Source organism: Labilibaculum sp. (assembly GCF_963664555.1).
Taxonomy (GTDB): Bacteria; Bacteroidota; Bacteroidia; order Bacteroidales; family Marinifilaceae; genus Labilibaculum.
This window is the reverse complement of the sequence record NZ_OY761461.1, coordinates 3,098,158-3,110,432: the sequence shown is the minus strand read 5'-3', so window position 1 is coordinate 3,110,432 and position 12,275 is coordinate 3,098,158. Positions and strand designations below refer to the sequence as shown.

The following is a 12,275-nucleotide window of genomic DNA, read 5'->3' as shown; positions in this document are numbered from 1 at the left end:
TTTTTATTGCATCCCGGGAGAAGTATGTCAAAAAATTAAATAAAAAAAAGATCATGAAAACACAAAATTTAGTTAAAAATTTAGGATTACTGCTAATGGTAATCATGTTTACAATTCCTGCAGCCGACAGTTTTGCACAAAACAGACGCAGGGCAAATGATTGCAGTCAGATTTCAAATTTAACGGTTGAACAGAACAAACAGTTGACCGATTTGAGAGCAGATCATTTGAAAGTGATGGACGCTTTGCGTGCCGAAAGAAGGGCCGCTGTAAGTGATAGCGACAGAGCAAATGTGAGAGAAAAAATGCAGGCAGAATTAAGCAAACATACCAATGCTGTAAGTGCAGTGCTTACTCCTGAACAGCGTGAGCAATACCTGCAAAACAGAAACCCGAATGCACAGTGTTTTTCGGGAAAAGGAAGACGGGGAAGAGGTTGCGGTAATGGCTGCGGACAAGGCCGAAGAGGCAGGCAAGGTCGTGGAAACTGGTAATAAATACTATAAAATTGAAACTAAAATTTAGAAATCATGAAACGTCCATATATAAAGCTTTCTACACACAGGGAAATGATTATATGGTAAGTTCCATCTGACAAAAACTTAAAATTATAAACAGATGAAAAATAGAATGACAAAAATTTTGATCGCTTTTGTGCTGACCTTTGGCTTTTTTGCCTGCGATAATGAGGATGGAGGAACAGAAGCTTTGGCAAATTTGCCCTTGGTTGAAGTATCGGCCGAAGGATATACCGATATGATTGCTGTGAACTTAAAAACGGTATTGAGTTTGGAAACAACAGTTGCCGGGGAAAGTGAGCAGGAGGGCTTGTTGTTGATGCGCGAAGAGGAGTTGCTGGCTCATGATGTATACAGTTTGTTTGCTGATTTGTATGATGTAAGGATTTTCAGCAATATTACCCGTTCGGAATCAACTCATGCAGCAGCAGTATTAACTTTATTGAACTTATTCGGGATTGAAGATCCATCAACAGGAATTGCGGGGGAATACAAAAATGAGACCCTGCAGGCTTTGTATGATGAATTAATCGAAAAAGGAAAATTGTCAGTTGAAGAAGCCTTAAAGGCAGGCGCATTAATTGAGGAAGTGGATATTAAAGATTTAGAGGATTTGATGGCTGAAACTGAAAATGAGGATATTCTTTTGGTATATGATAATTTGCAGAGAGGTTCACGAAATCATTTGCGGGCATTTGTTCGGGTGTTAAGTACTTATGGTGTAGTTTATGAGCCTACAGTTTTAGGTGAGGATAATTTTAATGAGATCATTAATTCGGATACCGAACGCGGCAATGGTTGTTTGAATGATTATCAAAATAAATACAGAAATGGTAAAGGGAACGGAAACGGATGGAATTGATTTTCCGGGTTTAGAAAGATTGTAGGGTAATCTCGAAAATAAAGGCTGTTGATGCAATATCAATGGCCTTTTGTTCTTGGCAGAAGGGATAATCGTTTCTGAAATTTTTCTTAAGTTTGAATTTCGAAAGAATCAAAACATAAAAAACAGATATGGAAATTAGAAAAAATGAAACTCAGTTGGTTTGTATTGCCAGATTTATTGCGAATGAGGGCGAGGCCGATCAGTTAATCAAAAATTTACATGCTTTACTATTGCCAACGCATCAGGAGGGAGGCTGCATCCGATATGAATTAAATCAGAGTATCGATAATCCGCATGTAATTACTTTTGTAGAGAAGTTTTACGATCAGAAAACTTTCGATGAGCATTGCAGTCAAAAATATATTACAGACTTTTTTAATGATGGCAAGCCTGATCACGTTAAGGAATTTGATGTGAGCCTGCATAAGCAGATACTGCCCTAGCTTGGTTTAACCGCAAAGGAAACGCAAAGGTGCACAAAGTAAGAAAAAGGAAAGGAGTACTTCCTGTTATTTTGTGAAGTACTTTGTGGTAAAAAGTTGAGACAGAAAAAGAGGCAAACCGATCTGATTTGAGAAAATTTCGGTTTACCTCTTTTTAGTTCAGTTAAACTCTACTCGAAATGAGTTGAATTTAAGAGAATATTATTTTGCTTTGATCCATGGTTGACCCATTTTCAAAATTGTACGACCAGCAACGTCGTTAATAATGATGGCAGCCATCATGTACCAAGCGCATAATGCACAAATAATCAATTCGTATCCAGCTACCTCATCTAAAATTGGAAATCCAAAATGACCTAAGTCCAAAAGAATGAAACCAATAAGTAATGTAGTAAAAGTGGTAGCCATTGCAGCATGAATAAAGAATGATGCTACCCATAAAATAACAGTAAATAAGGTCCATGCAACCAGGTAATATCCAACATCAGTGGTCGATGATTTGTATACTCCGTAAAAATTCATCAGCCAGATAACACCTAAACCAATCCAAAATGAACCGTAACCGGAAAATGCTGCAAAACCGAAATTGTTGCCGTTTTTGTGCTCGAGCATACCAGCCATAAGCTGTGCCAGTCCACCAAAAACAAATCCCATTGCAACAACAGGACCTAATCCACACAATCCAATGTTATGAAACTGCAATAAAAGGGTTGTCAATCCAAACCCACCAAGTCCGACTACAGCCGGATTACCTAATTTTACGTTGCTCATCTTTATATTTTTATTCTGATTTTTCAGATCGCAAAACTAGCAATTTGATCAAAAGGCTGGTACTCTATCTAAGTAGTTATAAAACATGCTTTTAGGCTGTATTTTTGTTTTGTAATCTGTAAGCTCATGATAATTAAGGAATAAGCATCATTATTATTGGGGAAATAGAATTTTGATTGAAAGGAAATGATAATAAAAGGTCTGAAAAAGAGGAGGGAAGCACAGAAAGAATACAATCCTCATGTAAATACATACATGAGGATTGTGTCTAGTTAAAATTGGGGATATTTTATCGTCCAACCAACTCCAATTCTTTACTCGAAATATCTCTCATTTCAACTTTACGGATTTTCCCCGTTACGGTAGTTGGGAATTCGCTTGTGAATTTAAAATATTTTGGGATTTTGTAAGTCGCAATTTGTCCCTTGCAATAATCTCTAAGTTCTTCTTCAGTGGCCGATTTGCCTTCTTTAAACTTCACCCAAGCCATTACAACTTCGCCGTATTTGTAGTCGGGTACACCAATTACATATACTTCGCTAATGCTTTCGTGAGAATGAAAGAATTCTTCAATTTCGAACGGAGAAATGTTTTCACCACCGCGAATAATCAAGTCTTTTATTCTACCCGTAATGGTTACGTAACCGTCTTCGTCCATGCTTGCCAAATCACCGGTATGCATCCATCCGGCATTATCGATAACCGCTTTGGTTGCCTCTTCGTTGTTCCAATATTTAAGCATTACGGAGTATCCCCGGGTGCAGAATTCACCATTTTCGCCACGTGCAGCAATCTTTCCCGTTTCGGGATTGATAATCTTAATTTCCTGATGAGGATGAACCTTACCAACCGTTCCTACTCGTTTACTCAATTCATCATTAACAAATGTTTGAGTGGAAACAGGAGAGGTTTCTGTCATGCCATAGCAAATGGCTACTTCTTTCATGTTCATTTTTTCCTGAACCTCAAGCATTGCTTTTTCAGGACAGGATGCTCCCGCCATAATACCGGTGCGCAAACTGCTTAAATCATATTTTTTAAAATTAGGATGTTCGAGTTCCGCAATAAACATCAAAGGGACGCCGTAAAGTGAGGTGCATTTTTCGTTTTGAACGGTTTGCAATACGGTTTCAGCTTCGAATGCCTCACCCGGAATAACCATAGCAGAACCATGCGTAATGCATGCCATATTGCCTAATACCATTCCAAAGCAGTGGTAAAACGGTACCGGTATACAAACGCGGTCCGTTTCATTGTAATGCAATCGCTCACCAATAAAGTAACCGTTGTTTAAAATGTTGTGATGCGTTAAAGTGGCTCCTTTTGGAAAACCTGTAGTTCCTGAAGTGTATTGAATATTGATTGGATCATCAAACTGAAGTTGAGATTCTATTTCTTCGATTTGAGATGTTGAAATTCTCTTGCCAGCTTCAATCACCGCATGCCAATCCCGATCTAAAATTACAATTTGCTTTAGATGAATGCAGGATTGTCTCACCTCCTGAATAATTTCGATGTAGCTGGTTTTTCGAAATCCTTCCGACATAATCAAAATACTAATTTCTGATTGACGAAGGGCAAATTTAAGTTCTGCTGATTTATAGGCCGGATTAACATTTACCAGAATAGCGCCAATTCTGGCTGTGGCAAATTGAACAATTACCCACTCGTGTCTGTTTGGCGACCATATTCCAACCCGGTCTCCTTTTTCTACACCAAATGCAAGTAATCCTTTTGCAACGTCCTCAATTTGTTGCCAAAACTCAAGATATGTTGCTTTGTAATTTTGATAAGGTACAATTAAGGCATCTCTATCGCCAAATAATTCGACCGTTTTGCGAAGTCGTTCAGTAATTGTTTCGCCTAAAAGAGGCACATTCGAGCTTCCGTGCTCGTAAGATAGTTTGTTCATTCTTTTATGTGTAAATGAGCCAATTGAACACAATTAACCCGTGATGTGATTATCAGTAATACATCAATTAACAATTGAAAAACCATCTTTCGTAGTTTGCCGGAACCGGCTAAACTTTTTTGATTAGGAAGTAATAAAAGTTGTGATAGAGCCGTAACTCCTTGTTTTAATATGGGCGCAATTTATAAAAAATATTTTAGCAGGCAACAGCTGTCATAGTGATTGTGGAACATTTATTGGCTTGTGAATGGATTTAAATTTTGGTAGAAAACCCGAAAGACACAATTTATATGAATGATGAGAATAAAAAAGGAAGATTATTAATCTTCCCATATAATTGTTTTAAAATCATCAAAGAAAGGGCCAAATTGGATTTCTGAAATTTGATTGTTATCCAGCCAAAGATGCAGATTTTCATTAGGGAAAAATATCAATTCATGAGTTGGAAATTCTTCTGAACCAACGTCCTCAAATTCTGGCTCTCCAAGTTGAAAAAGTTCCAATTCAGCCAGCAGCATTTTTTTGCTCAAACCAACTTTAATAAATTGAAAAATACTGTACTGCTCATTGAGAACCGAGATATAGCTAAGTCTGTACTGATCGATAGCTTCAAACGTGAAGCTAAGCCCTTTGTCAATATATAAAAGAGTGATGCTTACTTCGTCAGGAGAAAGGGAATATTCTCCAACATCATCTGCGTTTCCCAGTATTTTTTCAACTTCGGCACGAAGCATGCCAAATTGAATTCCTAAGATACCTTTGCCCAATATGATGTCGTTTTTATTCATACAATTGCTTTTCAAACGGATATTTTAAACCAATTTGTTTCCTTACTTGATCCATTATTGATAATATGCTTTTACTTTTTATTAAAGGTACTACAGAACTTTCAATTGCTCCTTTTTTTAGTAATTCATTTACAGCAAAAGCTTCATGATTGTACCCAAGTTGCAATTCGTTATTGATAAACTCTAATTTTTCATCAGGACTTATCAAAAACGCTTTTTTAGCCATCCAAAATTGAGGGATTTCTATTCGTCCCTTGGTACCGTATATTACGGCCTCGTTTTTAAGTTCGGAAACAAAAGAACTTGAAATTTGTGCGATTCCGCCACTTTTATATTTCAATTGAATGCTGTTGTAATCATCAATACCTGTTTCAGAAAAATGAGCCATAGCCTGTATGTCTTCAATTTCCTCATCAAACACCAACTCAGCCATGGCAATACCATATATTCCAATATCCAATAAGGCACCACCCGCCAAATCTGGATTTGCCAACCGCATTTTTTCATCCATATTGCCAGTGTAACCAAAACTTACCTGTACTTGTTTAATTTCGCCTATTTTATCTTCCCGAATCCAATTTATGGCTTTAATAATGGCCGGCAGGTAATAGGTCCAAAGAGCTTCCATAAAAAATAAGTTCTTTTTTTTGGCCAAATTTTGAAGAATGGTAAATTCCGCTGAGTTTACTGTGACCGGTTTTTCGCACAATACAGATTTTCCATTATTCAGGCAGAGCCTGACATGTTCCAAATGAAAATTGTGAGGCGTAGCAATGTACACAAGGTCGATATCTGAATTTTTCACCATTTCTTCATAGGAAGAATATGCTTCCGGAATTTCAAATTCATTCGCAAATTCGTTGGAGCGGTTCTGTGATCTTGATGCAACAGCTAAAATAGTACCGTTTGTAACAACTTTAAAATCTTCTGCAAATTTCTTTGCTATTTTTCCTGCACCTAAAATTCCCCATTTAATAGTCATAAAAATATGTGTTTTCCAAATGTTTTATTCATAAGAATATAGAAATTAATTCTTATGAAAAACCATGATTTGCAAATAAAATTTCTGATTGTTAAATATAAGCTTTTGTGCCAAAAAGTGAAATGAAAAACAGTATTGTTTGAATGTGTTTTTTATTAATCGAATAAATTGCAAGTCTGAATTGGGCATTTTGTGTTTTTTTTTAATCAAGCTGTTGAATGTCAGCTGTAATTAATTCTGTTCGCATTTTTTATTGGAAGGAATTGATTGGAAAGCTTAGAGGAAATGTTTCTAAATAGTTAAAAAAAGTTTATCAAGCCATCCAAAATGTCTATTTTTATGCTTTCAAAATCAAAACATGAAAAAATGGCTATAGATTTTCGAGCTACTGAATATATTCTTGAGTCTTTACAGACAGGAAATAAATTTGAAGATGAAGGGTGGACTTTGGATGCTCCTGCTGAAGAAAAAGCTTGTTTGATAAGAACTAAATATCAAAAAAGGCAACTTGAACTTAAGGATAACTCATTGGGAATTTATAAGTTCGCCGATTGGTTGCCTGTCCACAGAATATTGGAAGGATCATCTGCTCCGGCAACTTATAAGAGTGAAGGATTGTCTAAATATTTGGGTTTAGAAAATTTATATATCACATTTAGTGGATACTGGCCCGAAAAAGGAGCAAATTTTAGAACCTGCTCTTTTAAAGAAACAGAGGCTTTTTCGGTAAGTGGCAGGTTGAGTGACACGGGACAAGTACTTGTGGTTGCATCTGCAGGAAATACTGCCCGTGCATTTGCAAGAGTATGTTCCGATAATCGTATTCCTTTGCTGCTTTGTGTTCCTGAGGATAATATTGATGCGCTTTGGTTCGATGAGCCAATTGAGGAGAATGTTAGATTGATTGCAACAAAATCGGGAAGCGATTATTTTGATGCGATTCATTTATCGAATCTGGCCTGTCAGCTGGACGGTTTCATTACTGAAGGCGGAGCTAAAAATGTGGCTCGAAGAGATGGAATGGGAACTACTGTTCTTTCTGCGGTAACAGAGATTGGCAAAATTCCTGATTATTATTTTCAGGCTGTTGGCAGCGGAACAGGAGCAATTGCTGCTTGGGAAGCTAATCTTCGCTTTATTGAAGACGGTCGTTTTGGTTCCAATAAAATGAAATTGATGGTGTCTCAGAATGCTCCATTTTTACCGATGTATGATGCATGGAAAGCTGATTCGAGGGAAATGTTGCCATTGGACGATAATTTGGCGAGAAAACAAGTGGAAGAAATCCTGGCCAAAGTGTTGTCGAATCGCAAACCTCCTTATTCAATTGTTGGAGGGATGTTTGATGCGATGAAGGACGCGGGTGGTGATGTGTTAAAGGCTACTAACGATGAAGCAATGGAAGCGGCCAAAATATTTGAAGAGACTGAAGGAAATGATATTCATCCTGCTTCTGCTGTTGCTGTAGCCAGTTTAATTAAATATGTGCAGGAAGGAAATATCAATAAAAAGGCTTGCATCATGCTGAATATAACCGGAGGAGGCGAAGAGCGTTTTAAAAGAGAAAAAGAGGTTTGTTATCTGAAACCATCTCATATCTTCGAAATTAATCCGGAACTAGATTCACTGAAAGAGGTGTTGGAGAAGCTCTTTAAAATAGAGTCTTCGGAAATAATATAAAAAGAAGCAGGCTTAAGGCCTGCTTTTTTATTGAAATCTATTTGAAGTTATTAATCAGTGAATCTACAATTTCGATGGCATCGATTATGCATTTTTCACAGATTCTTTCTTTTATATTATTTTTTTCAGCGTAAGCCTGTCCTTCTTCGGTATTTAGATTGCAGGCTATTAGTTCATTGCAATTTGTATAGTTGTGCTTTAGTACAAATTTGCGATTAAATTCCTGAATTAAAATTCGATTGTTTTCAGTTTGGAGCTGATGGTTGCTGTATTTTTTGCAGTTATGAATTCCCAAAACCATAAATGCACCGCTAACAGCACCACAGGTTTTTTGAAGCCTTCCCATTCCATCCCCAAATCCACTTGAAATTTGGTAAGCCAAATTATCATCAAATTTATAATCGTTGGCATATGGCAACAGCACCGACTGGGCACAATTCATTCCCGATTGAAATGCCTCTAAAGCTTGAGTTGCTTTTGAATTCATGAGAGTGATTTTGATAGGATTTGCAATACAATATCTTCTTTGTTGAAGTTAAAATTATTGGTTTGGGATAATTTCTATTTGTCATTTATTCAAACGGAGCGATTTCTAAACTTTTTGTGTAATTGTATCCCAATTCAAAAATTTCCTGAGCGTGATTTCCATTCAGAATTTCATATTCCCGCAAGCCGGTTGGCTCAATAAATAAAGAGCATCTTTCTTTGTGACGAATACTATTTGAGTGAACTCCTAACTGAAAAGTTCGGGATGCCACCTGAACCAGATTATCAAACTTTTCAATTTTATGAACCGGACTCACATTTACAGCAATAATTACATCGCATTTTTGCAATAAGGGAGAAATAGGAAGGTTGTCGAATAGTCCGCCATCGGAATACATTTTGCCATCAATCAGAACAGGAGCAAAGAGTACAGGAATGCTGGCCGAGGCTAAAAGATAAGTGCTTAAATCTCCTTCCTTAACATATTCAACCCTGCCATCGTTTAAATTCGATACTGTAACAAATAACGGAATTTGTAAATTTTCAATTTTCTTGATTTTAATGTGTTTTTGAATGTCTTCTTTTAATCCATCCAAACCAAACAATCCATATTTAGGATAATGCAATTTGGAGTAGGCCATCAGACTCTTATTTTTTAAAATCTTCAGCGTTTTTTCATAAGTGTAGCCTGAGGCAACAAAAGCACCAATTATTGCTCCCGCACTAACGCCGGAAATTAGATCGGGACGAATTCCTTTCTCTTCGAGTGCTTTTAATACACCCAAATGAGCAAAGCCCCGAACGCCTCCACCTCCTAGTGCTATTCCTATTTTCATCGATTACTGGGCTTTAAAATCCGGATTGTATATGATGCCAATAACATTTCCCCATGGATCTTTTACACTTGCTACCCAAAGTTCTCCCCCTACATTTGTAGGTTGTTCATGACCTACAGCACCCATTTCTATTAAATGTGAGAATGCTTTGTTAATATCATCAACTCCCCAGTATGATAAAACATTATCTGTTTTCGAAACATTTGAATCTGTCTCCGGCAAAAGGCCTAATTCAAATCCACCGATATTAAATCCAATGTAAAAATCTTCATCAAAATAGGGAGAAGTTTCAAAAGCTTTGGAGTACCAGTTTTTAGCTTTTGTGAGTTCATTTGTTTTGTATATGGTAGTTCGTAAGCCTAAAAAATGCTTTTTCATATCGGTTGATTATTCTTTAATAGAGTGTTAAAAATAGAGTGTTTCAGAATTGAATTTATCAATCCATAAATTACTCATTTGATTCTAATTTATCTATTTTAATTTCGTCTTTTAATCAAAAAAAATAGAGTTTGTGAATTTTGATAATGCCTTTTCGGATACTGGTTTTGATCTCTTTTTTAGCAACGGTTAACAGCGGTTAGCAAATAATAAAAGCATAATATTTGATTTTTAATGTCTCAATATCAACCTGCATCGGAATAAGTTAATATTCCTTCAGATATTATTGTTAAATACCATCAGATTATTCAATCTTTTCTCAAAATACATTTTGTAATTCAACTCTGGAATTCTTTCGGTTTAATCATGTTTTATTTGATATTTATGGATGTATTCAGAATACTAATTTTATCCATCATGTGTTATAATATTTGGTTGATAGCTTGAATCTGCCTTCGCACTATGCGAAATATTAAATTCATTACTTAGTAATGTTTTTGGACTTTACCTCAGAAAAAAGCAGACAAAGGAATAAAGGAAGTTGACTCAATTAAGGTGATATTTTATTATATTACCAAGTGATTTAAGGTGACTCTTAACTTAAAGTGGTTTCACATTGCAACGTAATATTTTGATAATGAGTAAAAAGGTGATAGTAGTTGTTGTGCTGGCAGTAGTTTTATTTCTCTCGGTTATTAGTGTGTTGATCATTAATGGCTTTCCTGATCTAACTTATGATTGGACTGTGGAATCAAAGTCGGTACTTAAACAATACATTAAGGTGTTGGGCTTTTTAAGTGTAATGGGACTGGTTTACACTTTCGTTGAAGGATTAAAAAAGGTTAAACTCGAAGATCAGGATGCAGAGAATGAGATTAAGCCATGATTTTTGTGACTCTCTTAGAATGAGCAAGAATCCGGAACTGGTTGAATTTGTTGGTGTTTTGGAAGATTAAGCAAAAAAAATAAGTTCTTACGTGATTTTTTTTTTAGGAAGTGGATATTTCTTTGAAAAAATGGTTTTATTTGCAAATTAAGGCAGTTAGTAACAACAAAAATATTTTATGAATACGTAAATGAAAAATACCTATTTTGATTTGATTGAACAGAGCTATTATTTTCCTCAGGAAGGCTTTGATTTACGCGATGATTATCTCACCTTTCAAGGCATTTCTATGAAATACCTTATAGAAAAACATGGTACTCCATTTAGATTCTTTTACCTTCCCCGAATAGGAGACCAAATAAAAAAAGCCCGGAATCTTTTCAATAAAGCGATAAAAAAAAATAATTACGCAGGTTCTTACGAGTATTGTTACTGTACAAAGTGCAATCACTTTGCCCATGTAATTGGCGAAGCATTAAAGCATAATGTTAATCTTGAGACATCATCAGCTTTTGATATTGATTTAATTTTAAATCTTCATAGAGATAAAAAAATTGATTTCGATCGAATAATTGTTCACAATGGTTACAAGACGGATGAGTATTTGAAAAAAATTCTGGAAATGCAGGAGGTTGGTTTTAAAAACAGCATCATCATTTTCGATAGTGTACAGGAATTAGACCGACTGGAGATATTGGCAAAAGACCGGGTTGTGAAAGTCGGTTTGCGAATGGCCATTAATGAGGAATCACAATCGGCCTATTATACTTCCAGAATGGGAATCCGCAGTAACGAAATTATTAATTTTTACAACGACAGAATTAAAAACAATCCAAAGTTTGAGCTGAAAATGCTTCATTTCTTTGTTGATTCAGGAATTAAGGATAGTTTGTACTATTGGGGTGAATTTCAGAAGGCATTAAAGGTATATTCAGAATTAAAAAAGGATAGTGAGAGTCTGGATTCATTTAATTTGGGTGGTGGTTTTCCAATACGTAACCATCTTGGATTCGAGTACCAATACGAATATATGATTAATGAAATTATTTCCAACATAAAGGATGCCTGCATGAAGGATGAAATTCCTGAACCGAATATCTATACCGAATTTGGTAAATATACTGTTGGAGAAAGTGGTGCGATTGTGTTTAAAGTACTGGAGCAGAAACAACAAAACGATACCGAATCATGGTATCTGATTGATAATAGTTTAATGAATACCATTCCTGATGCATGGTCTATTCACGAGAAATTTATTTTATTACCCATCAATAAATGGAAAAATGAATACAAACGTGTAAATATCGGTGGAATTAGCTGTGATCACTCGGATTATTACAATTCTGAAGATTTAAATCAGGAGGTTTTGCTCCCGAGCTATTCCAATGATGAGAAGGAACCATTGTATATTGGTTTTTTCCATACCGGAGCTTATCAGGATGCAATTAGCGGATATGGAGGTATTAAGCATTGTTTGATCCCATCACCAAAGCACGTTATTATTGATAGAGATGAAAAAGGCAATTTTTTCGATTACGTTTATCGTAATGAACAATCTGCCGATGAGATGTTTAAACTTTTAGGATACAAAAAATAAAGAAGTAATTGTTTCACAAATAAAATTGTAGAATTGGCACTGCAAGAGGTATAATAAGCCTAACTTTTTTAATTGCCAGATAGTATAATGCTTTGCTATAAATTTTAAAATC

General features: G+C 35.8%; 13 protein-coding genes. 6 read left to right on the top strand and 7 right to left on the bottom strand.

Annotated features, from left to right (window positions below; translation table 11 throughout):
* Window positions 1–53: 53 nt before the first annotated feature.
* The 3 genes from ACKU4N_RS12345 (at window position 54) to ACKU4N_RS12335 (ending at window position 1,847) form a co-directional block, all read left to right on the top strand.
* The gene (locus tag ACKU4N_RS12345; protein ID WP_321316626.1) at window positions 54–494 is read left to right on the top strand and encodes a hypothetical protein; all 441 of its coding nucleotides are present in this window, start codon (window positions 54–56) and stop codon (window positions 492–494) included.
* Between the two features lie 124 nt (window positions 495–618).
* Window positions 619–1,380, top strand: a complete 762-nt coding sequence (locus tag ACKU4N_RS12340) for a DUF2202 domain-containing protein (protein ID WP_321316625.1) — start codon at window positions 619–621, stop codon at window positions 1,378–1,380.
* Between the two features lie 152 nt (window positions 1,381–1,532).
* Window positions 1,533–1,847 (top strand): putative quinol monooxygenase, encoded by a 315-nt coding sequence (locus ACKU4N_RS12335; protein ID WP_321316624.1) that lies wholly within the window; start codon window positions 1,533–1,535, stop codon window positions 1,845–1,847.
* A gap of 201 nt (window positions 1,848–2,048) precedes the next feature.
* Here ACKU4N_RS12335 and ACKU4N_RS12330 read toward each other — a convergent pair whose 3' ends face one another.
* From ACKU4N_RS12330 to ACKU4N_RS12315, 4 genes are all read right to left on the bottom strand, one after another.
* Entirely contained in the window at window positions 2,049–2,618 is a 570-nt protein-coding gene (locus ACKU4N_RS12330) for an acetate uptake transporter (protein WP_321316623.1), read from the bottom strand.
* A 289-nt stretch (window positions 2,619–2,907) separates the two neighbouring features.
* Window positions 2,908–4,530, bottom strand: coding sequence for an AMP-binding protein (locus tag ACKU4N_RS12325; protein ID WP_321316622.1), 1,623 nt, complete (start codon window positions 4,528–4,530; stop codon window positions 2,908–2,910).
* Between the two features lie 320 nt (window positions 4,531–4,850).
* A complete protein-coding gene (locus tag ACKU4N_RS12320) occupies window positions 4,851–5,318 on the bottom strand; it encodes a hypothetical protein (RefSeq protein ID WP_321316621.1) in 468 nt (155 codons plus the stop codon).
* Window positions 5,311–6,300, bottom strand: coding sequence for a Gfo/Idh/MocA family protein (locus ACKU4N_RS12315; protein ID WP_321316620.1), 990 nt, complete (start codon window positions 6,298–6,300; stop codon window positions 5,311–5,313). The genes ACKU4N_RS12320 and ACKU4N_RS12315 overlap by 8 nt, the downstream gene beginning before the upstream one ends.
* A 366-nt stretch (window positions 6,301–6,666) precedes the next feature.
* On the opposite strand from ACKU4N_RS12315, the gene ACKU4N_RS12310 reads away from it, so the two are divergent.
* Window positions 6,667–7,980: a cysteate synthase gene (locus tag ACKU4N_RS12310; RefSeq protein ID WP_321316619.1), complete on the top strand. Its 1,314-nt coding sequence runs from the start codon at window positions 6,667–6,669 to the stop codon at window positions 7,978–7,980.
* A 37-nt stretch (window positions 7,981–8,017) separates the two neighbouring features.
* On the opposite strand, the gene ACKU4N_RS12305 is transcribed toward ACKU4N_RS12310, so the two are convergent.
* The 3 genes from ACKU4N_RS12305 to ACKU4N_RS12295 form a co-directional block, all read right to left on the bottom strand.
* A complete protein-coding gene (locus ACKU4N_RS12305; protein ID WP_321316618.1) occupies window positions 8,018–8,467 on the bottom strand; it encodes a C-GCAxxG-C-C family protein in 450 nt (149 codons plus the stop codon).
* 85 nt (window positions 8,468–8,552) lie between these two features.
* Entirely contained in the window at window positions 8,553–9,302 is a 750-nt protein-coding gene (locus ACKU4N_RS12300) for a patatin-like phospholipase family protein (RefSeq protein WP_321316617.1), read from the bottom strand.
* Between the two features lie 3 nt (window positions 9,303–9,305).
* Complete coding sequence (locus ACKU4N_RS12295) at window positions 9,306–9,680, bottom strand: VOC family protein (protein WP_321316616.1); 375 nt, start codon at window positions 9,678–9,680, stop codon at window positions 9,306–9,308.
* Between the two features lie 637 nt (window positions 9,681–10,317).
* Between ACKU4N_RS12295 and ACKU4N_RS12290 the strand changes: the two genes are divergently transcribed.
* Window positions 10,318–10,566: a hypothetical protein gene (locus ACKU4N_RS12290; protein WP_321316615.1), complete on the top strand. Its 249-nt coding sequence runs from the start codon at window positions 10,318–10,320 to the stop codon at window positions 10,564–10,566.
* Between the two features lie 190 nt (window positions 10,567–10,756).
* A complete protein-coding gene (locus ACKU4N_RS12285; RefSeq protein WP_321316614.1) occupies window positions 10,757–12,163 on the top strand; it encodes a type III PLP-dependent enzyme domain-containing protein in 1,407 nt (468 codons plus the stop codon).
* The last annotated feature ends 112 nt before the right edge of the window (window positions 12,164–12,275 follow it).